20 protein-coding genes and 1 tRNA gene are annotated in these 23,257 nt (G+C 67.2%); 6 read left to right on the top strand and 15 right to left on the bottom strand.

The features are described from left to right. Nucleotides 1-3: 3 nt before the first annotated feature. From ACFVWG_RS40755 to ACFVWG_RS40725, 7 genes are all read right to left on the bottom strand, one after another. Complete coding sequence (locus ACFVWG_RS40755; protein WP_391548895.1) at nucleotides 4-987, bottom strand: LuxR C-terminal-related transcriptional regulator; 984 nt, start codon at nucleotides 985-987, stop codon at nucleotides 4-6. A gap of 97 nt (nucleotides 988-1,084) precedes the next feature. Further along, the gene (locus ACFVWG_RS40750) at nucleotides 1,085-6,289 is read right to left on the bottom strand and encodes a fibronectin type III domain-containing protein (protein WP_391548894.1); all 5,205 of its coding nucleotides are present in this window, start codon (nucleotides 6,287-6,289) and stop codon (nucleotides 1,085-1,087) included. Nucleotides 6,290-6,364: 75 nt separating this feature from the next. Continuing rightward, complete coding sequence (locus tag ACFVWG_RS40745; protein WP_391548893.1) at nucleotides 6,365-7,135, bottom strand: hypothetical protein; 771 nt, start codon at nucleotides 7,133-7,135, stop codon at nucleotides 6,365-6,367. A 308-nt stretch (nucleotides 7,136-7,443) separates the two neighbouring features. After that, nucleotides 7,444-8,880 (bottom strand): GuaB1 family IMP dehydrogenase-related protein, encoded by a 1,437-nt coding sequence (locus ACFVWG_RS40740; RefSeq protein ID WP_391548892.1) that lies wholly within the window; start codon nucleotides 8,878-8,880, stop codon nucleotides 7,444-7,446. A gap of 464 nt (nucleotides 8,881-9,344) precedes the next feature. Further along, on the bottom strand, nucleotides 9,345-9,662 hold the full coding sequence (locus tag ACFVWG_RS40735; RefSeq protein ID WP_391548891.1) for a hypothetical protein: 318 nt from the start codon (nucleotides 9,660-9,662) through the stop codon (nucleotides 9,345-9,347). Nucleotides 9,663-9,758: 96 nt separating this feature from the next. Continuing rightward, on the bottom strand, nucleotides 9,759-12,005 hold the full coding sequence (katG, locus tag ACFVWG_RS40730) for a catalase/peroxidase HPI (protein WP_391548890.1): 2,247 nt from the start codon (nucleotides 12,003-12,005) through the stop codon (nucleotides 9,759-9,761). Nucleotides 12,006-12,042: 37 nt separating this feature from the next. Further along, on the bottom strand, nucleotides 12,043-12,450 hold the full coding sequence (locus ACFVWG_RS40725; protein ID WP_391548903.1) for a Fur family transcriptional regulator: 408 nt from the start codon (nucleotides 12,448-12,450) through the stop codon (nucleotides 12,043-12,045). A 93-nt stretch (nucleotides 12,451-12,543) separates the two neighbouring features. Between ACFVWG_RS40725 and ACFVWG_RS40720 the strand changes: the two genes are divergently transcribed. The 6 genes from ACFVWG_RS40720 (at nucleotide 12,544) to ACFVWG_RS40695 (ending at nucleotide 17,420) form a co-directional block, all read left to right on the top strand. Next, nucleotides 12,544-13,011 (top strand): GNAT family N-acetyltransferase, encoded by a 468-nt coding sequence (locus ACFVWG_RS40720; protein ID WP_391548888.1) that lies wholly within the window; start codon nucleotides 12,544-12,546, stop codon nucleotides 13,009-13,011. Between the two features lie 208 nt (nucleotides 13,012-13,219). Then, nucleotides 13,220-13,906 carry a response regulator transcription factor gene (locus ACFVWG_RS40715; RefSeq protein ID WP_391548887.1) on the top strand — a complete coding sequence of 229 codons (687 nt, stop codon included), beginning with the start codon at nucleotides 13,220-13,222 and terminating at the stop codon, nucleotides 13,904-13,906. Continuing rightward, nucleotides 13,906-15,345 (top strand): sensor histidine kinase, encoded by a 1,440-nt coding sequence (locus ACFVWG_RS40710; protein ID WP_391548886.1) that lies wholly within the window; start codon nucleotides 13,906-13,908, stop codon nucleotides 15,343-15,345. The genes ACFVWG_RS40715 and ACFVWG_RS40710 overlap by 1 nt, the downstream gene beginning before the upstream one ends. A 56-nt stretch (nucleotides 15,346-15,401) precedes the next feature. Beyond that, the gene (locus ACFVWG_RS40705; protein ID WP_391548885.1) at nucleotides 15,402-15,839 is read left to right on the top strand and encodes a DUF6069 family protein; all 438 of its coding nucleotides are present in this window, start codon (nucleotides 15,402-15,404) and stop codon (nucleotides 15,837-15,839) included. Between the two features lie 3 nt (nucleotides 15,840-15,842). Then, nucleotides 15,843-16,919, top strand: a complete 1,077-nt coding sequence (locus tag ACFVWG_RS40700; RefSeq protein ID WP_391548884.1) for an ABC transporter substrate-binding protein — start codon at nucleotides 15,843-15,845, stop codon at nucleotides 16,917-16,919. A gap of 78 nt (nucleotides 16,920-16,997) precedes the next feature. Next, a complete protein-coding gene (locus ACFVWG_RS40695) occupies nucleotides 16,998-17,420 on the top strand; it encodes a nucleotidyltransferase domain-containing protein (RefSeq protein WP_391548883.1) in 423 nt (140 codons plus the stop codon). On the opposite strand, the gene ACFVWG_RS40690 is transcribed toward ACFVWG_RS40695, so the two are convergent. The 8 genes from ACFVWG_RS40690 to ACFVWG_RS40655 form a co-directional block, all read right to left on the bottom strand. Beyond that, nucleotides 17,394-17,466 (bottom strand) — tRNA-Ala (locus ACFVWG_RS40690). The genes ACFVWG_RS40695 and ACFVWG_RS40690 overlap by 27 nt on opposite strands. Before the next feature lie 75 nt (nucleotides 17,467-17,541). Beyond that, nucleotides 17,542-18,351, bottom strand: coding sequence for a hypothetical protein (locus ACFVWG_RS40685; protein WP_391548882.1), 810 nt, complete (start codon nucleotides 18,349-18,351; stop codon nucleotides 17,542-17,544). A gap of 97 nt (nucleotides 18,352-18,448) precedes the next feature. After that, nucleotides 18,449-19,066 carry a GNAT family N-acetyltransferase gene (locus ACFVWG_RS40680; RefSeq protein ID WP_391548881.1) on the bottom strand — a complete coding sequence of 206 codons (618 nt, stop codon included), beginning with the start codon at nucleotides 19,064-19,066 and terminating at the stop codon, nucleotides 18,449-18,451. Then, on the bottom strand, nucleotides 19,066-19,554 hold the full coding sequence (locus ACFVWG_RS40675) for a molybdenum cofactor biosynthesis protein B (RefSeq protein ID WP_391548880.1): 489 nt from the start codon (nucleotides 19,552-19,554) through the stop codon (nucleotides 19,066-19,068). The genes ACFVWG_RS40680 and ACFVWG_RS40675 overlap by 1 nt, the downstream gene beginning before the upstream one ends. Beyond that, a complete protein-coding gene (gene moaC / locus ACFVWG_RS40670; protein ID WP_391548879.1) occupies nucleotides 19,551-20,030 on the bottom strand; it encodes a cyclic pyranopterin monophosphate synthase MoaC in 480 nt (159 codons plus the stop codon). The genes ACFVWG_RS40675 and moaC overlap by 4 nt, the downstream gene beginning before the upstream one ends. Then, nucleotides 20,027-21,253: a gephyrin-like molybdotransferase Glp gene (gene glp / locus ACFVWG_RS40665; protein WP_391548878.1), complete on the bottom strand. Its 1,227-nt coding sequence runs from the start codon at nucleotides 21,251-21,253 to the stop codon at nucleotides 20,027-20,029. Before glp ends, moaC begins: the two co-directional genes overlap by 4 nt. A gap of 10 nt (nucleotides 21,254-21,263) precedes the next feature. Further along, the gene (locus ACFVWG_RS40660; RefSeq protein WP_391548877.1) at nucleotides 21,264-21,767 is read right to left on the bottom strand and encodes a GNAT family N-acetyltransferase; all 504 of its coding nucleotides are present in this window, start codon (nucleotides 21,765-21,767) and stop codon (nucleotides 21,264-21,266) included. Further along, on the bottom strand, nucleotides 21,767-23,155 hold the full coding sequence (locus ACFVWG_RS40655; protein ID WP_391548876.1) for a UTP--glucose-1-phosphate uridylyltransferase: 1,389 nt from the start codon (nucleotides 23,153-23,155) through the stop codon (nucleotides 21,767-21,769). Before ACFVWG_RS40655 ends, ACFVWG_RS40660 begins: the two co-directional genes overlap by 1 nt. Nucleotides 23,156-23,257 lie beyond the last annotated feature (102 nt).

Raw genomic sequence — 23,257 nt, 5'->3', positions numbered from 1 at the left:
TGTCTACGGGGCGAGGTACTTCCGTACGTCGTCGGCCACCTGGGCCCGGTGCGCCATCCCGTACTTGCGCAGAATCGCGCTGAGGTGCGTCTTCACCGTATTGAGGCTGATCCCGAGCTCGGCCGCGAGCTGGTCGTTGTCCAGCTCGTCCGCCAGCAGCACCGCAATCCCCTGCTGAGCCTTCGTCAACCCGGCGAACCGCCGTTCCGGCCCCTCGTCGGTGTCCATCAGCATCTCGATCAGCTCGGACTGGATGTGCTCGGTGGTGTCGACGATCCGGACCAGATGCCCGTGCACCTCCATCGGTACCGAGTCCGCCGTCAGCGCCTCGGTCGCGATCTCCCGGATCGACGCGATCCGATGCGTCAGGTACTCCATCACGTGATCCGACGTCAGCAGCCCCGGCCCGACATCCCCCGCCGGCAACCGCCGCAACGCATCCCGGTCCTCACCCTCCCGGGTCAGCACCCGCTCCACCACACCCGCCAACCATTCAAACGCTCGTACGGCGTTGTCGTCGTAGCTGTGCGGCTCATAACTGTGCATCGACAACATGCCGAACAACTGATCCGGCCCGTCCTTCACCGGCCGGAAGATCGGCACCGTCACCACATCCTCGGACCGCCGCCCCACCGCCCCGATCGGTACGCCGGCATGCAACGCCGCCCCGTTGTCATACGCGAGCCGATACGTCTGCCGATGCTTCACCAACCACGCCGTCTGCCCATGCGGCCCGAAGCTGTGCGTGTCCGGGTCGACGTACCGGCCCTCGTCGTACCCGTACGGATACCGCACCTTGCTCGTCCCGTGCAGGAACCCCACATAGAACGTGTCCACCTGCGCGACCTTCGCCACCACAACCCGCACATAGTCGTACAGCCCGTAGTGGTCAGCGCGGAACAGCGCCTGGATCTTGTGATAGGCCTCGCGCAGGATGATCGCGGTCTCAGCGTCCACCCTGAGCGGGGGCGGTCCGTCTGCCGGCACGACGCACTCCTGCTCTATCGATCAAGCACTGACTGTGCCACCACGACCGGCGGTTGCCAAGCCCTTTCGCGACTCGGCAACCGCACGAACCGGCGGGTCAGCTCACGCGCATGGCCTGTACGCCGTTGCAACCGAATCCGCAGCGGCCTCCTGCATCGTCGAACCGGCCCCAGCTGACCAGGCTGCCGTCGTCGGACAGATCGATGGCGAAGTCTTCGTAGGGGGTGTCGACTATCGGTCCCGGGACCTCGATCTTCTGGCGGCTGGCGACGTCGTAGACATACAGCCGTCGCTCGTCTTCGGTGAGCTCTCTGAGCATGGCGACCTTCTTTGCGCCACTGCTGACTTCTCCGCCGTTGTAGACGCTCAGCGGATTCTCTGTTTCCAGTGCATCGGCGATGGTGAACGGCTGCCCAGCGGGCTTGGCTACGTCGTAGAAGTCGAAGGTCGCCGAATCGATCCCCACGGCGAGCATCCCGGTGCCGTCGTCACTGAAGTTCATGTCGAGGATTCCATCCTTCATGGTGGCGTAGGGCAAGGTGAAGGAACCCGCGGAGACATTCTTGAAAACCCAGACAGCTCTGCCGTTGTTCGGATGCGCTGGATCGATCGGAGTCGCCGAGTACATGACGGTGTTGCCGTCCGCCGACATCCCGAGCCGGCCGAAGGGATCCCACCGGCAGGTTGGCTGGCCGGGGCAGGTGTCCACCCGTACCCGGCCACTGGGCGACGCTCGATAGATCTCGTTGATCATTTCTCCGCTGGAACCAGTTCTCTGGACGACGTAGGCCAGATAGGAACCTGACGGGGTGAGTCGGATCGCCGCGACGTTGTCGACGGGAGCTCCCGACGTCCAGGTCGCACCGGTCGTGAGGTCGTGAACGAAAATCCGGACCTGCGAGGTTCCGGCCATGACCTGGTAGGCGACGTACCGGCCGTCGCCGGCGTTCGGGAGCGTTTTGTTGTAGTAGTACGGCGCGGACACGATCGGCTGGGGGGTGATGCCGTCCTCGGCTTTGGAAGCGAGCTCGTATTCGCCGGTGTAGAGGTCGCGGCGGACGAGATACTGCTGGCCGTCGTACGGGAGCCCGGGAACGGCGGTGATCCAGTCCATGCCGGGGACGTTGAAGAACGCGTAACGGCCGGTCTCGGAGACGGCGGCATAGTACAGGCCGATGTCGCTCCGGCCGGCTTGAAGATCGAGCCCCAACGCTGGTTCGCCGAGACCGCGGCTGATGTCGGTGGCGGAGAAGTCACTGACGATCGCACGCCTGACCACGAAGTCTTCGCTCATGACCGGGTCCGCGATGCCCACTGCGTTGACCGCACGGACGGAGGCGGTGTAGGTCTTGCCATCGGACAGTCCGCCGAGCGTAACGCTGGTTTTTCCGGCCGGCACGTAGCGGGCTCCGGTGTCCGGGTCGGTTGTCACGACGTACTGGGTGAGCGGTGTGCCACCGTTCTGCCCTGGGGCTTTCCAGCTGATGGTGGCCCCGAGGTCTGCCGGAGCGACGCGGACGTCGGTCACCGCGTCCGGTCGGCGTACCCCGACCCGCACAGTCATGTCCGCGACAAACTTGGGGTGGGTCACGGTGGCGTCGACCTCTGCGATGACTTTGGCGTCGCCGTTGGTTCCTGGCGGGGCCGAGAACAGCCCGTTCGATGTGATCGATCCGACGCTGTGTTCACCGAGCCGCCATCTGCTGATCGGTTCATCTGGGTGTGCCGAGATCGAGCCACGTATCTGTACCGATTCGCCGCCGAGAATCTGTGCTGTCGGTGGATCGAGGACGATGCCGTTGAAGGGTCCGGAGGTCTCCCAGTGCTTGATCTCGATGTCGAGGATCTTCTTCTTCGTCCATTCCTGTTTGATGCCGAAGGCGTTGAAGTTCAAGCCGGCGTCCATGGTGAGCCCGATGGTGGCTTCTGCCCAGGGCTCGGCTCCGAGGTTCACCTCACCCTCGATGTAGGGGCTCAGCGTGATTTCGGGTCCGCCGAGACCGTTGAAGACCAGCCCTAGCGCATTTTCGAGCGTCACGCGTCCCTCCGCCTGCAACGACGGGGTCACTCGAAGGAATCCAGGCTTCAGCTGTGACTCGAACGGCTCTCCCCCGACCGACCCGGGGGCGCTGAAGATGTTGACACCTACCCGCTGGCCGAACTCGCCGTCGATCAGGATGCTGGCCTTACCGCTTGCCTCGATTCTCAGCTTCAGCTTCGCTTCGGGGCAGACCTGGATGGGGACCACGCCGATCATGAAGCGGAGGCAGACTCCGCGGAGCTTGCCCAGTGTGAAGGGTTTGTCGAAGCCGCCGCCTCTGGCCTTGAGGAACGCCTTGAACTGCATCGTGGTTTCGACGCCGAGCTGCAGGTCAGCCCTGCGCGACCCGGTCTCGAGCTTGCCGTCCCAGAACGGTTTGAGCATGGCGGTCAACCGCAGATCGAATCCTTCGGAGACCTTTCCCTCGACACCTCCGAACGAGTTCTCCATCTCGATCATGAAGGCGCCGTTGCGCATTCCGATCGTCCAGTCACCTGCCGGCGCCAGGCGTGATTCCGCGCCTCCTTGGCGCAGTGTCTTGCCGCGGATCGTGGACTCGCGCAACCGGATACCAGGCATCGCGGGCTCGAAGGAGGCAACGTCTTCGTCGAGCATCTCCCCACGCATAAACAGTTCGCCTTCCGACAGTACGTCGGTCAGTGGCGCGTCCTCCGTCAGCAGCACACGCATCCCTGCGTAGCTGTCGATGCGCACCACCTTCTTCATGAACCCCAACGGTGCCACCGCCGACGATTCGCCCACGACGATGTCGCCAACGACGATCGCGGCCAGTTGCGGGGTAGGGCGCTCGATCGCGATGGCGCCGTCGGACGACATCTCACTGATGGCAGCCAGTGACGCCGGGCTGAGGACGACCGGTGTCTTCTTGATCGCGACGCGGGGCCGGATCGGCGACGTGGGCGTACTCGCCGCACCGGTCCCGGTCGCGTTCTTCGCCGCGACGGTCAGGGTGTACTCGGTCTCCGGATCGAGGCCGGCGACGCTGGCAGAGGTCGCGGTGACGTCGATGGTGCGGCCGCCAGGCGACACCTTGACCGTGTAGCCGGTGATCGCGGAGGTTCCGGTATCTGCCGGTGCACGCCAATTGACGGCCAGCGTCCCGGGAGCGCCGGCAGCTACATTGATGCTGGACGGCACATCGGGCGCGCGCTCGGCGATCGGGGTCGCGGTGGACGTTGCCTGAGGCCCATCACCGGCAATATTCTTCGCGCGGACCTTGAAGGTGTAGGCAGTGCCGTTCGCGAGACCACGCACGGCTGCCACGGTCGTGTCCGGCGCGATGCTCTGGACGATGTTGCCGGGTGACGCTTCCAGCTCGTAGCCCGTGATGTCGCCGCCGCCGTCGGGCGGATGCACCCATTGCACGTCGACACGGCCGTCCAGTTCGGTGACCGCGTTGATCATCGGCGCCATGGGAACCTCAGCGGGTCGTGGCCGAACCGGTACAGGTGTAGACTCTGCGGACCCGTTGCCGTTGACGGCAGTCACGACGATATCGTAGTACGTGTCGTTGGTGAGCCCGGTCAGGACCACTGACCGCGCCGTTCCAGCAGTAGTCACTGAAGTCCCACCAGGCGTGGCGGTGACCTTGTAGCTCACAATGCTGTCCGCGCCTGTCGGCGGAGACCAACTCACCGCTGCCGATGCGTGACGTGGCGTTGAGCTCGTGATGAACGGTTTGCCGGGAGGAGCCGGCAGCCGTGGGGTTACTGCCGGTGAGGAGGCGGAAGCTGCCGAGGGTCCGGCGGCGTTCATTGCCGTGACCCGGAACGTGTACTGCCGCCCGTTGGTCAAACCGTCGATGACAGCCGTGGTGGAGGTTGCCGTCACCGTTCGGCCGCCGGGGGTGATGGACACGCGGTAGTTCGCGATGGTCAGGTCGCCGTCGTCATCGGGCGCTGACCAGGCGACCGATGCCCCTGCGTTGGAGGGAGTGGCCTTGACAGCGGTCGGCGTACCGGGTGCTTGCGGCGACACCGCATAGCCTTGAAGTTCGCCGTAGATCCGCGCTGGTGCGCTGGTGCCGTTGGTGATGGTCACGTCGCCGGTGGCGCTGACTCTGGCCCACACCAGGTTGTACGAATAGGGATCGGGGGCGTAGACGACGTCGGTCGCCGGCGTCGGCTTGGCCTGGCCGGTCGGGTAGGTGATGAGTTCGCCGGATGTCGCGGTACCGGAGGCCATCAGGTGCAGCGCCACGGCACCTACACCTTGCGGAACCTCAGCGACGCCCGCGACGTGAAGCGTCTTCGATCCACCCGCGGCGATCAGCGTGGTGCCGGTGTCGAGGACTCGGACGGGCTTGGCCGCGGTGACTCGCATCGACGCCGCACCGGTGTTGCTCGAGGGCGTGTAGTAGCCCACGACGTCGATCGTGAAGTGCGATGCGCCTTTACCGCCGTACAGGCCGAGCTGGCCGTTCGCCGAGAGGACAGCGATCGCGGAGCTGGTCAGTGGACGCTTTACGTTGTAGCTGCCGTTCGACACAACCGGCACGGCGGCACCGGCGGGATGCACCACCCATGTTCCTGCTGCGGCGGGCATCCAGGCTGTGACGTTGACGGCAACCGCCGAGATGGCTCCAACAGCGGGCAGCCCGCCCTTGCCTGCAACGGCGAACGTGAGGCTCTTGTCCGTGGGCGCGGTCCCTACCGGAACGCCGCCGAGACCGGTCCGGGTGTCCACGATGCGCGTCTGCTTGAGCGGAACGAACCGGCTGGCCGCCACCGGCACGGTGTCGTCGGTGTAATAGCCGAAGACATCGATGAGGACGCGGATAGTGCCGGTGCTGTTGTTCTTGAAGTTGAACTGCCCGGTGCTGTTGGTCCGGATCAGGCTCGACGTGGAACCGTAGGTCTGGGTCGACTTGAACTGCATCGTCCAGACCGCAGGTTCCGGATCGCCCACCGCCCAGGTCGGCAGCGAACCGTTCGCCGACGCAGTCATGACGATGATGTTGGCCATGACTCCCGACATGCCACTGGCGGGCAGGCCGTTGCGTCCTCCGAGCGCCGTGGTCACGGTCTTCCCTGCAGCCACAAGCGTTGCCGCGCCGGTGTCGAGTACGCGTTTGGGCGCCGCGAGCGGTACGTACTGACCACGACCACTCGTAGCTGAGGCACCGCCGATCGCCGGGGCAGGTGGACCCTCGCGACCAGTGGAGACGGCTTGAGCCGGACCAGCGACCAGTCCGGACAAGATGAGCGACAGCACAACCAACAGACCGCAGAATCTACGCACGAAGCCCCCAGTGAGATCTGCGACGCCTCATCGCCGCAGAAGGACAGATCGTAATCGCGCGCTGGCTGGTTGTGGTCAGATCTTCCTTGCAACAACGTGCAATCTGTCCTCGATCCACAGCGACGCCGGATCGAGGTACGGCGTCAGCGCGGCCCAGACCCCTGGGTCGTCGTTGCCGTGGAGCCGGCCGGAGGCGATGCGGTAGGTGATGCCGGCCAGGAAGTCGGCGATCTGGACTCGGTGGTCGACGAAGGAGTCCAGCTGCTCGATGGCCGCGATCGCGGGGCTCTTCTCGCGGAGCGCGGTGATTCGGGTTGGGGAGAGGGTGGTTTGGCGGTCGTGGGCGATCAGGACCGGGGTGCCGTCACTCCAGTGTTCGGCGGCTCGGATGATCGCGGGGAGTAGCGGGTCGAGCCTTGGCAGTACGGCGGTCTCGTGGGCGCGGAGGTAGTCGTTGGCCGTGTCGAGGAACTCGCGGGCCCGCCCGGTACGCCGATGAGCGTCGTACAGGAAGGTGGTTGTCGACGGTGGTGCACCGAGGAGGTCGACGAGGGCGGTGATCAGGAAGTAGGTCTTGTCGATCACGAAGACGCTGGCGTTGCCGGGCAGCGGGCCGTCCGGGCCGAGGAACCAGAGCAGGGTGGCTCGGTGTTTGGCGCGCAGGAGGTGATTGGCCTTGTACATCGTGGCCGGGGACTTGATGCGGGCGCGCAGTTCGGCGACGCAGGCCGCTGCGGTCTCCTGGTCGAGGCGGATGCTCGCGTGCGCGAAGACGTCCGTCACCCCACCGACGAGCTTCTCACCCTCATAGCCGGACTCGTCACAGACGATCGGGATGGCCGGCACGGTCCCACGATAGACGGTAGTCGCGGGTGGGGCCGGCTGACCGAGTCGCCCTCCCAAGCCTCGGCCTAACCTTCGCCACCACCCGCGACCACGTCCGAAACGCCTTCTGTGCTGAGCCGTTCGATCTCAACTCCCCCAGCGAGATCGAACGCCACCTGCAGCCCATCGGAGGCGTTCCCTCCCCCCTGCTGACTACAGACTGCCACCGGCCCCCGCGCCTGCCAATCGCTCGCCGTATGAGGTTGTTGTGTACTCAACCTCACCCCGGGGATTAGGGGGTGTCTGCTGGGCAGGAGACACCCCCTCGGTCACCAACTGGTCGGCATCGGCTTGCCCTCGGCGTACCCGGCCGCGGTCTGCAGGCCGACGACCGCCTTCTCGTGGAACTCGGCCAGGTTCGCGGCGCCGACGTACGTGCAGGAACTGCGCACCCCGGAGACGATCGAGTCGAGCAGATCCTCGACACTCGGGCTCTCGGGGTCGAGGTACATCCGCGCCGACGAGATCCCCTCCTCGAAGATCGCCTTCCGCGCCCGCTGGAACGGGGTGTCGTCAGCCGTCCGCAACCGCACCGCCCGCGCGGACGCCATCCCGAAGCTCTCCTTGTAGATCCGCCCGTCGCTGTCGCGATGCGCATCCCCGGGCGACTCGTACGTCCCGGCGAACCACGACCCGATCATCACACTCGACGCGCCCGCCGCGAGCGCCAGCGCGACATCGCGCGGATGCCGTACGCCGCCGTCCGCCCAGACGTGCTTGCCCAGCTCACGCGCGCGGGCGGCACACTCCAGTACGGCGGAGAACTGCGGTCGACCGACAGCCGTCTGCATCCGTGTCGTGCACATCGCGCCCGGTCCGACGCCAACCTTGATGATGTCCGCGCCCGCCTCGACGAGATCGCTCACGCCCTCCGCTGTCACCACGTTGCCCGCGACGATCGGGATCTGTGGGTCGAGGCTCTTCACCAGCTTCAGTACGTCGAGCATCCGCTCCTGGTGACCGTGTGCGGTATCGATCACCAGTACGTCGATTCCCGTGTCCAGCAAGGCTTTCGCCCGCTGCTCCACATCGCCGTTGATCCCGATCGCCGCCGCGACGCGGAGCTTGTTGTTCGCGTCCAGCGCCGGCTCGTACAGCGTCGCCCGGAGCGCCCGCTGCCGGGTCAGAATCCCGACAATCGTCCCGGCCGCATCCACCACCGGCGCCAACCGATGCCGCCCGTCGTGCAACTGGTTGAACGCCGCCTCCGGATCAATCCCGGCCGGCACCGTCAGCAACTCCCGCGACATCACCGCATCCAACTGCGTGAACCGATCCACCCCAGCACAATCCGCCTCAGTCACCACCCCGACGGGTCGCCCGCGGTCAACCACCACCACCGCCCCATGTCCCCGCTTCGGCAGCAGATTCAACGCCTCCCCCACAGTCCCGCCGGGCGGCAGCACCAAAGCCGTGTCGTGCACCGGATCTCGATCCTTGACCCAGGCAACGACCTCCCGAACCACATCCACCGGAATGTCCTGCGGAATCACCGCCAGCCCACCACACCGAGCAATAGTCTCCGCCATCCGCCGCCCCGACACGGCGGTCATATTCGCCGCCACGACCGGAATCGAAGCCCCACTCCCATCCCCCGTCGCCAGGTCCACATCCAGCCGCGACGTCACCCGAGACCGGCTAGGCACCAAAAACACATCACTGAACGTCAGGTCCCCCGCAGGTTCCCGATCATGATGAAACCGCATCCCAGTGCCCTTCGCCGACGCCAAATCCTCCGCCAGCCTGTCACGCACCCCCAACCCCCACAAGGAATCAGGAAAGCAGCCTCGCTACGTCCGAAGGCCCGCAGTACCTGGTCGGCGTGTTCTCGGACGCTGTGATCGGTTCGGATGTACCACGCCTCGCTCTCCCGGGACGTGCGGCCGAGGCGGATCTGCATCACCCACCAACCCGCTCCTCAACGCTCCGGGCAGGACGCGCTGAGCGTGAACCACGCGAGCCGCACAGAGTTGGACGGTGCTGGCGGTCCGCGCCCCAACCCGCCAGCTCTCCATCGGCACGGTGGCTTCGCTCGCCGCGCACCAAAGGGGCAGCTCACCCCGACTGTGAGGAGATTGCCGCCGGTAATCGATGGACAACGACCCGGTGGTCACAGTCGACGGTTCATTACGCACACTCGCCAGCTACCGTCCCCGCAGCACGTCGGTGGTCATGTGGCGTGCTCGATCACGTCGCTCCAGGCGGCACGGACGTCACGCGGCAACACCAGCTCCGGCCAAAGGTCGACCAGGAAAGCTCCGTCGACGTACTGCAGGATGTCCTCCGGCCCGCCCTCACGCAGAACGGTCTCGTACACCCTCGCGCGGTCGGCCCGGTTCCGCAGGTCGAAGCTTCGTCCGGGTTCTGACCAGTTCAGATGCAACGGCAGCGTCACCGTGGCGAGCGCCGCATCGAGGTCGAGCCGAGAGAGATGCGTCGGCACCGACACGATGCGGCCTCGAGCCGTGGTGGTCTCGACGAATTCCACCTGCCGACGAAGGTCCAGCTCGTACCCGGTCTCGGGCGGCCTGACAAGCCGGAAGGCCGGCTCGCTTGAACAGGGAGCCGGCCTTCGCGGGGTGGGTCAGCGGTGCAGGTCGAAGCGGTCCAGTTCCATGACCTTGTGCCAGGCGGCGACGAAGTCGGTGACGAACTTGGACTTGGCGTCGTCGGAGGCGTAGACCTCGGCGACGGCGCGGAGTTCGGAGTTCGAGCCGAAGACGAGGTCGGCGCGGGTGCCGGTCCACTTGACCTTGCCGTCAGTACCCTTCGCCTCGAAGAACTCCTGGCTGGCGTCGGTCGACTTCCACTCGGTGCCCAGGTCGAGCAGGTTCGCGAAGAAGTCGTTGGTGAGGGTGCCCGGGTTCTCGGTGAGGACGCCGTACGACGAACCGTCGTAGTTGGTGCCGAGGACGCGGAGGCCGCCGACCAGGACGGTGAGCTCGGGGGCGCTCAGGGTGAGCAGGTTCGCCTTGTCGAGCAGGAGGTACTCCGCGGGGAGGCGGTTGCCCTTGCCGTAGTAGTTGCGGAAACCGTCGGCGACCGGCTCGAGGGCCTCGAAGGACTCGACGTCGGTCTGCTCCAGGGTCGCGTCCGTGCGGCCCGGGGTGAACGGTACGACGATGTCGACGCCGCCGTTCTTGGCCGCGACCTCGACGCCGACACCGCCGGCGAGGACGATCAGGTCGGCCAGGGAGACCGCCTTCCCGGACGACGACTGCTTGAAGGAGGACTGGATGCCTTCGAGCGTGCGCAGCACCTGGGCGAGCTGGTCGGGGTTGTTGACCTCCCAGCCGGCCTGCGGCTGCAGGCGGATGCGGGCGCCGTTCGCGCCACCGCGCTTGTCGCTCCCGCGGAAGCTGGACGCGGCGGCCCAGGCGGTCGAGACGAGCTGCGACACCGACAGGCCGGAGGCCGCGATCTGCGCCTTCAGCGCGTCGACGTCGCCGGCACCGATCAGTTCGTGGTCGACGGCCGGCAGCGGGTCCTGCCAGATCAGCGTCTCGGACGGGACCTCGGGGCCGAGGTACCGGACGATCGGGCCCATGTCGCGGTGGGTCAGCTTGAACCAGGCGCGGGCGAACGCGTCCGCGAACTGGTCCGGGTTGTCCTTGAACCGGCGCGAGATCTCTTCGTAGATCGGGTCGACGCGCAGCGCCAGGTCGCTGGTCAGCATCGTCGGCTTCTTCGCCGGGCCGTCGTACGCGTCCGGGATGATCGCCTCGGAGTCCTTGGCGACCCACTGGTTCGCACCGGACGGGGACTTGGTCAGCTCCCACTCGTGGCCGAACAGGATCTCGAAGAAGTCGTTCGTCCACTGGGTCGGCTTCGTGGTCCAGGTGACCTCGAGACCGCTGGTGATCGCGTCCTTGCCCTTGCCGGAGTTGAACGTGCTCTTCCAGCCGAGGCCCTGGTGCTCGAGGTCGGCGCCCTCGGGCTCGACCCCGACGTGCTCCTCGGCGTTACCGGCACCGTGGGTCTTGCCGAAGGTGTGACCACCGGCGATCAGCGCGACGGTCTCCTCGTCGTTCATCGCCATCCGGCCGAAGGTCTCGCGGATGTCGCGGGCCGAGGCCAGCGGGTCCGGGTTCCCGTTCGGGCCTTCCGGGTTCACGTAGATGAGACCCATCTGTACGGCGCCCAGCGGCTTCTGCAGCTCGCGGTCACCGCTGTACCGCTCGTCGTCCAGCCAGCCCGTCTCGGGACCCCAGTAGACGTCGGTCTCCGGCTCCCACACGTCGGCCCGGCCACCGGCGTACCCGAAGGTCTTGAAGCCCATCGACTCCAGCGCCACGTTGCCGGTCAGGATCAAGAGGTCGGCCCAGGAGATCTTCTGGCCGTACTTCTTCTTGACCGGCCAGAGCAGCCGGCGGGCCTTGTCCAGGTTGGCGTTGTCCGGCCAGCTGTTCAGCGGCGCGAACCGCTGCTGCCCGGCGCCGGCGCCACCGCGGCCGTCGCTGATCCGGTACGTCCCGGCGCTGTGCCACGCCATCCGGATCATCAGCGGGCCGTAGTGCCCGAAGTCGGCCGGCCACCAGTCCTGCGAGGTGGTCAGCGTCTCCTGGATGTCCGCCTTCACGGCGGCCAGGTCCAGGCTCTCGAACTCCGCCTTGTAGTCGAAGTCCGCACCGAGCGGGTTGGCGACCGCCGGGTTCTTGGCCAGGATCTTCAGGTTTAGCTGGTTCGGCCACCAGCCCCGGTTCGCGTCGCCCGAGGTCGGCTGCACGCCCTGGCCGTGGGCCACCGGGCAACCGCCTACGTTCTCTTCGCCGCGGCTCTCCACGCTGCCTTCACCGGGCAGGGGCTCGTGCGGCTCATGGTTGTCGGACATCTAAATCCTTCCAGGACTGGACGTTTTGCAAGAAGGGTCAAGCACAGGCGGCGCAAAGCCCCCAGTAGATGACTTCGGCCTCGTCGATGACGAACCCGTGATCGTTGGAGGCGGTCAGGCACGGAGCGTGCCCGACCGCACAGTCGACATCAGCGATGGCGCCGCAGGTGCGGCACACGACATGGTGGTGGTTGTCCCCGACCCGCGACTCGTACCGCGCGACCGAGCCCAGCGGCTGGATCCGGCGCACCAGCCCGGCCGCCGTCAACGTGTGCAGCGAGTCGTACACCGCCTGGTGCGAGACCTCCGGCAGTTCGTTGCGCACGGCCCCGATCAGCGAGTCCGTGTCCGCGTGCGGATGCGTGTACACCGCCTGCAACACCGCCACCCGCGGCCGGGTCACCCGCAGCTCGACGCCCCGCAGCAACTGCTGGAGCTCCTCCACCGTAGGCACCCCCGCAGTCTTCCGCCTTTTCTGGAACGAGTCAAGATTACCTGCCGCAACACCAACGGCGAGTCTCAATTCGAGAATGGACCCATGACCGTCATCGACCGCATCGAGCCCCACCACCTGCCGGACCTCGCCGCGCTCTTCCGCTCCGCCTGGTGGCTGACCGACCGTACGCCGGAGGAGACCGCTCTGATCCTGAGAGAATCCGACCTGATCATCGCGCTGGTCGACGAGGATCGCCTGGTCGGATTCGCCCGAGTCCTGACCGACTATGCGCACGTCGCCCTGGTCCTCGACGTGGTGGTCGCACCCGAGTCCCGGGGCGGCGGTCACGGCGCAACTCTGATGGAGGCGATCGTGACGCACCCTGATCTTCAGCAGGTTCGCAGCATCGAGCTCGTCTGCCAGCCCGACCTGATCCCTTTCTATCGCCGCTGGGGTTTCACCGATGACGTCGGTCAGTCGCTGCTGATGCGGCGAAGCACCCAGTCGTCCGAGGCAGGCAGTGGACGACGCCTTCTGGGGAAACCGGATCGGCGTACCGACGGACGGTGAGTAGTGGTGGGAATCGGCGAGGTCTACGCCTGACACGCGGTGCGGGTTCGCCGATTGAGAGACCTCTACCCGTCCGTCGGTACGCGTTCCTTGGCGTTCAGCCAGCCGTGGGTCAGGGAACCAGAGCGCCTGCCGGCCGAGCTCTGAGCTGGTTCTGAGGTTTGGTGTTTATCGTGGTCAGGAGCGTTGTCCAACGGGGAAGATGAACATGCCGGAAACCAGAGTGCTGGTGGTCGACGACGAGGAGAACATCCTCGCGATGCTGACCACGACCTTGCGGTTCGCCGGTTTCACCGTCGCGTCCGCAGCCACGGGTAGTGAGGCGCTTGAGCAGGCGCGCGAGTTCCGGCCCGAGGTGATCGTGCTGGATGTGATGCTGCCGGACCTGGATGGGTTCGAAGTCTGCCGGCGGTTGCGTCGGGACGGGGTCGATGCGCCGGTGCTGTTCCTGACGGCGCGGGACGCGCGGGAGGACAAGGTTGCTGGGCTCACCCTTGGCGGTGACGACTACGTGACCAAGCCGTTCGACCTCGACGAGCTCGTTGCCCGGATCAAGGTGTTGCTGAGGCGGGGCCGGAGTGTTCGGCAGGCAGGTGAACGTCTGAAGGCGGGGCGGGTTGAGCTTGACCCGGATACCCATGAGGTGTGGAGCGGTGGCGAGTTGGTGGACCTGTCCGCGACCGAATTCCAGCTGCTGCACTACCTGATGCTCAACGCGGGGCGCGTGCTGTCGAAGGCGCAGATCCTCGACCATGTGTGGAAATTCGACTTCCAGGGCGACTCGGGCATCGTCGAGACCTACGTCTACTACCTGCGGCGCAAGCTGGACGGACCGGACGGTCAGCTGATCCGGACCGTGCGCGGCGCCGGCTACCTACTCCGTACGGCGACCTGATGGCGAGGCGACCGTGGTTGCGTTCGCTCCGCAGCAGGCTGCTGGTCGGCGTGCTCGCGGTGACCGCGATCGGGCTCGCGGCGGCGGGCATCGTCGGCGTCACCGCGCTGGGCTCCTATCTGCATCAGCGGACCGATCAGCAGCTCAAGATCGCGTTGTCGGCCAATCAGCAGATGCTGAGTCCGGACGGCCAGCTGCCGTCGATCCCGGCCGCGGCCGGCAACTGCTCGGTCGCGATCATCGATGCCACTGGCAACCAGCTGTCGCACGCGGGCGCCGTACAGACACTGCCGACGCCGCCCGTCGCGGACCTCGCGCGGTATGCGGCCGGCGGAACCCCGCTGACGATCACCGCAGGAGAGGATTACCGGATTCAGGTCGCCACCCTGCCCGGCGGGCGCTTCCTGCTGGTGTCGGAGGCCACGGCCTGGTCGGACGCCGTGGTCTACCGGCTGATCCTCATCGAGCTCGCGGTCACGCTGATCGCTCTCGCACTGGCCGTCGCGCTCGCGGTCGGGGTGAGCAGGTTCGTGCTGAAACCGTTGGACACGATGTCGGCCACAGCCACGCGGATTGCCGACGGCGAGCTGTCCCATCGGGTCGAGCTCGCCGGGGCTCCGACCGAGGTCGCCGTACTCGGGCAGTCGATGAATCAGATGCTCGGCCGGATCGAGCATGCGTTCACCCAGCGGCAGTTGGCCGAGGACAGGTTGCGGCGGTTCGTCGCCGATGCCGGTCACGAGCTCCGTACGCCGCTGACCGCGATCACGGGTTACGCGCAGCTGGTCCGGAAGGGGGCGTTGAGCGAGCCCGAGCAGCTCGAGGACGCGATGCGCCGGGTCGAGGACGAAACGCACCGGATGACCAGCCTGGTCGACGAACTACTCCTGCTCGCGCGGCTGGACCAGGGGCGACCACTCGACCGGGTCGAGCTGGATCTCGCCGAGCTGGTCACGGCCGCCGTACAGAATGCCAGGGCTGCCGATCCCGATCGGTCCCTGACCCTGATCATCGAGCCCGGCACGCATCGGGTCGTGGGCGACGAGCACCGGCTGAGCCAGGTGCTGGGGAACCTGCTGGCCAACGTCCGCGCGCACACGCCGGCCGGTACGGCGGCCGAGGTGCGGCTCAGCCGTGACGGGGACGACGAGCTTCTCGACGTCATCGACCACGGGCCGGGGATCGCGCCCGACCAAGCGGACAAGGTGTTCGAGCGCTTCTACCGCGCCGACACCGCCCGGCATCGCGTCGCGGGCACGGGCGAAGGCAGCGGGCTGGGGCTCAGCATCGTGGCCGCGATCGTCGCCGCGCATCAGGGCTCCGCGACCGTGGTACCACATCGCGGCGGCGCCTGGCTCAGAGTGCTGCTTCCGGCGGCGAGCGCTGCCATCGAGTTCCCAGCAAACTCTGAGGTGACGCCGATGTCGCTCGGAGGCTGAGGCACTTTCCTGGGAGCTGAGTCCGGAGAAACCGGACGATTCCCAGGAGGTTCTTCGTGACTACCCTCTCCGCGGCCGACGGTGTACGCACCCGCTCCCCGCATCCCGGCAAGCTCGCCGGCGCCGCCGTACTGGCGATCGTGGCGGCGAGCCTGATCAACACCCTGCTCGCGCTGATCGGCCGGTCGGTCTTCTCGGTCCCCGATGATTTCAAGGGGTTCCAGCCCGGCGCCTACATCTTCCTGACGGTCATCGGCATCGCCGGCGCCACGGTCGCATGGTCGGCCATCGCGGCCAAGGCCGCCAAGCCGGTCGAGCTGCTGCGCAAGCTGGCCGTCATCATCGTGCCGGTGTCGATGCTCGCCGACGTCGCGCTGCTGGTGACCGGTCAGTCGCCGGTCGGGGTTGTCGTGCTGGCGGTCATGCACGTCGTCGTCGGCCTGGCCGCCTACTTCGCCCTGACCCGGATCGCCCCGCCGCGACCGGCCCGTTGAAACGTGGAGACGACGTTGAACAATGCGGGCATCGGACGACGCACACTTCTCCGGTACGGCGCCGCTGGCGCGGTCGGCGTGAGCGCGTTGGCCTTCAACCAGACCGGGGCCTTGGCGGCCGGCGGTGGTGACGACGCGGAACTGCGGCGGCTGTACCGCGCCGCGCTGAACGAGGGCGGCGGGCTCGTCGTGTGGGCCGGCGGGAGCGTACCCACTCAGGAGGACCGGACGCGGGACGCGTTCACCACCGCCTTCCCCGGAATCGACACGGTCATCAAGGTCCGCTACAGCACCGAGCACAGCGCCCTTGTCGACCGGCAACTGGCGCTCGGCGGACTGGAGCCGGACGTCATTCAGCTGCAGACCCTGTACGACTTCGACCATTGGAAGGCCCGGAACGCGCTGCTGCCGTACCGTCCCCCAGGCGCACAGGCCGTCTTCAAGCAGTACCGGGATCCCGACGACACCTTCATCGGCATCAGCGCGCAATCCTTCGGTCGCGTCGTCAACACCACCCTGCTCTCCGAGGGTGAACGCCCGAGAGACGCCACCGACTTCCTGACTCCGGCCTTCCGCGACAAGATCGTCGTACCGGATCCCACTGCGGACGACGCTGTGCTGTTCGCGTTCTACCTGGTGACGCAGAAATACGGTCTGCGCTTCATGGAGCAGTTCATGGAGCAGCGGCCACTGGTCGTCGCGAACTCGCCGACAACCAACGCCATCCTGGCCAGCGGCCAGCGCACTGTCAGCCTCTCCAACGTCTCGCCGTTGGTCCCGGGCGCGGTGCAATACCTAGCCCCGAAGACAGACCAATTCATGAGTTGGCCACGGACAGCCGCCATCTTCCGCGCAGCACGCCACCCAGCCGCCGCGAAGCTCTACCTCGCCTGGCAACTGACCGTCGAACGCCAACGCACCGTCCTGCAATGGTCAAGCCGCCGCGACGTCGCCGTCCCCGCCGGCCTCATCACCGACTACAACACCCCGCTCAACGGCTTCCGCGACTTCATCCGCGACCGCGCCGCCGTCGAACGCTACCGAGCCCTGATCACAACCTTCATCCACCCCTCCGCCTAGCGAGGGCCCGAGGCGACGAACGCGACCCGACCCCGCTCTCGGGCACGGGTCGCCTTCCGGAGGCGTCTGTGCCGGTGCGTGGATCCGGTAGCAGCCCTGCGAGAGGCGATCATCGCGGTGACCGACGACGACGTACAGGCGGTTCTCCTCTTCGGGTCGATCGCTCGCGGAGAGGGAACGCCGGACAGTGATATCGACCTGGCGGTCATTGCGCCGTCCGGCTGGAACAACCGCGTTGAGCTTGAGGACAACGTCCGGAGGCGTCACCCCGCAAGTCTTCGGACGCAACGCCCCTCAGCAAAGCGGGGCGCACTCGACCGGCAACCCGAGCCCCAGCCGCCGATGCGAAGCGAGGCGCGGGGGGTGCGGGTGGCGGAGCCCCCGCAACGCGGCGAGCGAAGCGAAGCCGCACAAATGACGAAGGCGACGTGGCGAGAATCCGAAGGATTCCGCACACGCCGCCCATCGACTTCGTGGAGCTTAGGGGATTCGAACCCCTGACCTCTTCGTTGCGAACGAAGCGCGCTACCAACTGCGCCAAAGCCCCAAATCGGGCCGCCACACTATCTCTGGCGACCGCGAAACTCTAACACGTTGGGCCCCGGAGACTAAAACCGGATACTCAGTCGCCGACGGCTCGCTTGACCTCGGGTTCTTCGACGGCGGGCGGCCGGGTTTCGGCGACGAAGGGCTGCTCGGCGGGGTCCGTGGTACGGGCGCTGGAGAAGACCTCGTCGTCGGTCAGCGAGATGGTGCGGACCGTCCGGTCCGGCGCCTTCTCCTTCATGACGTACATGGGGAGGGTGACGGGGACCGGGTCCCACAGGCCTTCCGTCGACGCCGCAGGCTTCTCGACGACCGGGGCCGGCTCGGCCGGCAGCTTGACCTCGATGGTGAGCTCGTCGTCCGGGGACGGGGCGGGCTTGCCGGCGGGGCCGTGGTCGTGCCGGGACTGCAGCACGGTACGACGTTCCGCCGCGAGGCGGGCGCGGTCGCGGGCCTGGCGGCGGAGCTGGACGCGGGTGAGGACGACGAAGCCGACGATGAGGCTGCCGGGGATCGCGACGGTCCACCACAGGAGCATGCCAAGTCCTGCCAGTGCGGTGACTGACAGGAGAGAAAGGGTCAGGATCGACAGGACCCGCCGGCGGCGCATAGCGGCCACCCGGCGGGCTCGGTTGGGGACGTAGCGCTTCGGTGGGGACAGGTCGTCAGCGGTCTCGACGGTGTCGGTCGAAGCGGTGTCACTCGAGCCCGGTGGACGGACGACGTACCGGGTGGTGGCGGGGTCCCTCGACAGGACGCGTGCGTCGGCTGTCGACGGCACCGACGTGCGGCGCCTGGCCTCGTCGTTCCGCTTCAGCATCATCGGGACGAGGTAGGCAGCCCACGCGGCGACGATCGCCACATAGATCAGTCCTGTCGTCCCCATGCGATGACGCTAAGACCCAGCGCGCACCAGATGGGGTACGTGGCGCGGTGTGTCGCAAGAAGACTCGTGTGACTGATGTGAACAGTACGGAGCGTAGTCACTGCAATCGCGAGACGAGACCGGGCCCGACTTCCTCACTGTTGAGCGCGAAGATGCGGTGGTCGCGCCAGTCCCCGTCGATGTGCAGGAACCGCGGCCGCTCCCCTTCGTACCGGAAACCAAGCTTCTCCACCACGCGCAGGCTGGCCTTGTTCTCGGGCCGGATTGCCACCTCGATGCGGTGCAGTCCAAGGGTGAACCAGCAGTGGTCGGCGGCCAGCGCGACCGCGGTCGGCACGATGCCACGGCCGGCGTACTGCTCGTCGACCCAGTAGCCGAGGTTGGCCCAGCGGGCTGAGCCGTAGGTGACGCCGGAGACGGTGAGCTGGCCGACCAGCGGCCACTTCGCCCGCGCACCTGCGCCCGCCGCACCGCCGTACGTGATGACGAAGGGCAGCATGCGGCCGTACCGCGCCTGCCGGTTCCAGTCACGGGCCATCGCGCGAAAGGTGCGCGCACCGTCATCCGCACCGGGCGGCTGGGTCGCGTCCCACGGCCGTAGCCAGCTGATGTTGCGTTGCCGTGCTGCTGCCCACTCGGCACCGTCGCCGGCCCGCAACGGCCGCAGCGCGACCTGTCCGTGCTGCAGCTCGACAGGCCAGTGCACGATCGCCATCAGTCGGTATCCGTCCGCACGTGGTCCCCACCGCGCACCTGCTCGACCGCATGCTTCAGCAGCGGCTCCAGTACGGCGAGACCGTCCTTCACCCCGCCACGAGACCCCGGCAGGTTGACGATGACCGTCGTACCGGCGACTCCAGCGAGCCCACGGGACAGTGCAGCCGTCGGTACGCCGTTGGCAACGCCGTACGCGCGGATTGCCTCGGCGATCCCCGGCACGACCTTGTCGACGACCGCAGCCGTCTCCTCGGGTGTCCGGTCCGTCGGCGAGATTCCCGTGCCACCAGTCGTCAGTACGACGTCGTACGCCGCAGCGACCGCCTGCCGCAGCGCCTCACCGACAGGCACACCATCTGGCACGACCTGCGGCCCCGACACCTCGAAACCCCAGTCACCCAACCGCTCTGCGATCAGTGGACCAGTGGTGTCGCTGTAGACCCCGGCAGCGGCCCGGTTGGACACGCTCACGACCAGCGCCTTCACGGCCGCTCCCAGAGCCCGGTCTTGCCACCCTCTTTGCGCTCGACGCGTACGTCGGACAGCACGGCAGCCGGGTCCAGCGCCTTCACCATGTCAATCACCGCGAGCCCAGCCACGGCCACCGCGGTCAGCGCCTCCATCTCGACGCCGGTCCGATCAGTGGTCTTCACTGCCGCCGTGATCAGTACCGCGTCGTCCGCCACCTCGAGGTCGACCTTGGCACCGGTGATCGCGATCGGATGACACAGCGGCACCAGGTCAGGCGTCCGCTTGGCCCCCATGATTCCGGCGATCCGGGCGACCGCGAGTGCGTCGCCCTTCGGTACGCCGTCCCCGCGCAGCGCCTCGACCACCTCGGCCGAGACCAGAACCTTGCCAGAGGCAACAGCTCGCCGGGCGCTGGTGTCCTTGGCGGAGACGTCCACCATTCGCGCCGCCCCCGTCTCGTCGACGTGGGTCAGCCCCCGGTCCTGCGTCATCCGGTCTCCTCGTCCAGCAGCAAGAGCTCCACCTGGTCACCGGCCCGGACCGCCGTCACGTCCTCCGGGACCACGATCAGGGCGTTGGCCCGGCTCAGCCCGCCGAGCAGGTGGGAGCCGTGCCCGCCGACTGTACTGGCCATCCAGCCCTGGTCGCCCAACCTGGCCGCTGCGCGGACGTACTGCCGCCGTCCGGAGGGCGACTTGAACTCGTCCAGTGCCACTCCACGCGACAGACTCCGCCGGTACGGCATCTGGCCCATCAGCTTGCGCAGAGCCGGTCGGACGAACACCTCGAAGGAGACGTACGCCGACACCGGGTTCCCAGGCAGCGTGAAGATCGGTACGTCGTCAGCACCGAGCACTCCGAAGCCCTGCGGCTTCCCGGGCTGCATGGCGACCTCCGGGAAGTCGACTGTGCCCGTCTTGGACAGCACCTCTTTCACCACGTCGTACGCGCCCTTGCTGACCCCACCGGTGGTGATGACCATGTCTGCTCGGGACAGCTGGTCCATCAGCGTGTCCATGATCTTCTTCGCGTCGTCGTCGACTACTCCGACGCGGTAGACCTCAGCACCGGCATCCCTCGCGCAGGCCGCCATGGTGTAGCTGTTCGAGTCATAGATCTGCCCGTCGCCCAAGGCAGTACCCAGCTCACGCAGCTCAGACCCGGTGGACACGACGACTACTCGCGGCCGCGGACGCGCCTTGACCCGCGCCCGGCCAACAGCAGCCAGTACGGCGATCTGCCGCGGCCCGAGGAGCGTGTCCCGCTGCAGCACCTGCTGTCCGGCCTGCACGTCCTCACCAAACCGCCGTACCGATCCACCAAGTGGCGGCTGCTGGTCGATCTGCACGTTGACCGTGCCACCGTCGGTCCACTCCACCGGTACGACGCTGTCCGCGCCGCGCGGCATCGGTGCACCGGTCATGATCCGGATGCATTTGCCGGGCGTGACCATGGTCGGCTCTGGCCGACCTGCGCGCTGCTCACCGGCTACAGCCAAAGTGATGGGGGTCTCCGCCGACGCACCAGCCAGATCCTCGGCGCGGACGGCGTAACCGTCCATGGCCGAGTTGTCGAACCCCGGCAGGTTCACGCCGGAGACGATGTCCTCGGCGAGCACCAGACCGAGCGCCTCCATCAGCGGCTGGTCGAACGCCGGCAGTGCGGTCACCCGCCCGAGCACGGCCTCCAGATGCTCCTCAACGCTCCGCTTCACCCGGCTGACCTTAGTCGGTGGTGCGCTCCGGGTGCCGACCCCACACCATCCGGACGTCCGGCACACGTTCCTCGTTGGCTGCACCGTCGGTACGTCGTACCTCGGTGAAGCCGTGTGAGCGGTAGAACGCCTGGGCGCGCAGATTGCTCTGGAAGGTCCACAGGGCAAGGCCGCCGGGCCGCAGGTCCTTGGCCAGATCAACCAGGGTCGATCCGATACCGCGGCCGGCCAGATCCGGGTCGACGTACAGCTGGTCGAGGTCGTCACCGTCCAGCGTCAGTACGGCGACTATCCGGCCGTCGTCGAGCCCCACCCACGTCTGTGCATCCGGTAGCAGTACCTCGGCGAACCAGCTCGCCACCTGCTCGGCAGTGTGGATCGCCGGCGGCAGCTGTGCGCCAGGAGCATGCCGCGAGCGCCACCAGACCTGCGCCGCCTCGTCAGTGTCGTACGGCTCGAGCGGCCGGATCAGCAGGTCGTCGACCGGGGCGGTGGGGCGGGGAAGGTATTTCATCAGCCTTCGAGAACCGTCCCGTCCGCAATCAGCCGCCGCTCACCCGCTGCCGCTTCGATCTCGACGTCGCCGACGACCGTGACGTCCTTGCCGAACACCACGTCGCCCCGCACCTCGAGCCGGTCGGCCCGGACCAGCGACGGCGCACCGGCCACGAAGCGCGCGTCGAAGTCGGCCAGGATCTTGAAGTACTCCGGGTCCAGGTCGACGTACGGCTCGTCGCCCTCGTGCGTGGTGGTGAGGTCGCCCGCGTCGTCGAGCTCGTAGACATCCGAGCGCAGCACGAGCAGATCGTTCGTGGTCTTCACCGGCTTGAACCGGCTACGGTCCACGATCACGGCCTGCGAGCCCTCGAAGATCTCGATCGCGGTCCCCATCCCGGTCTCCAGCTGGATCACCTTCGGCGAGCTGGGATCGGCCGGGTCGACGGTCTTGCGGTTCACCATGATCGGCAGCCCGAGGATGCCGTCATGGCCGTCCATCAGGTCGGCCAGCTGGTCCAGGTCGATCCACAGGTTGTTCGTGTTGAAACTGGTGTGCCGCTTGACGTCCTGGAAGTACTGCGTCTCCCCCTCGGCGACCTGGGCGCTGTCCCGCAGGATCAGCCGGCCGTCGGACTTCCGGACCGCCACATGACCGCCCTTGCGGTCGGACCGGGTCCGCCGGCAGACCTCCATCCCGAACGGCACGTCGTGCTCGGCCATCCAGGCGGCGATCCGCGGGTCCGCGGTCGCACCGAGGTTGTCGGCGTTCGAGATGAACGCATGCCGGAACCCGTGCTCGCGCAGCGCGTCCAGCGTGCCGGAGGCGACCAGTGCGGTGAACAGGTCGCCGTGACCGGGCGGGCACCACGCCAGCTCCGGATCCGGTTCCCACTCGGCCGGAGTGAGGTCGTCGGCGAGCAGCTTCGGTTCCATGTTCTGCAGGAAGTCCAGCGGGAGGCCGTCGATCGCGAGACCGTCGTACTCGCTCAGGATCTGCAGGGACTGCTCCCGGGTGCGGAAGGAGTTCATCAGCACCAGCGGCAGCGGTACGTCGTACTTGCGCCGCGTGCTCAGGATCTGCCGGGCGATGATGTCGAGGAAGCTCAGACCGTCCTTGACCGGCAGTGCGGACTTCGGTCCGGTGACACCCATCGACGTACCGAGGCCGCCGTTGAGCTTGATCACCACGGTCTCGGCGAGCGCGGCGCGCATCGCGTCGGGGTCGGTGTCGAGGTGGTCCAGATGAGGCAGGTCGCCCACCGGCTCGATGTCGTCCTCGCGGATCGCCCCCTGCTGACCGGACTCCAGGAGCCGGTAGTAGTGGGTGAACACTCGGACCGCGACCTCCGCAGCACCTGCGGAACGCATCTTGTCCTGCGCCTGCCTAAGACCCGCCTCACTCATGCCTTCGCCTCGCTGGCGCTCGGCTCCACCATGAGTGAGAACTCAGCTGTGCTTTCTTTTCGCTCGCTGCGCTCACTCATGACACAACCCTAGGGGACACGG

The organism is Kribbella sp. NPDC058245, assembly GCF_042882005.1.
GTDB lineage: Bacteria > Actinomycetota > Actinomycetes > Propionibacteriales > Kribbellaceae > Kribbella.
This window is presented reverse-complemented; position numbering and strand designations above follow the sequence as displayed.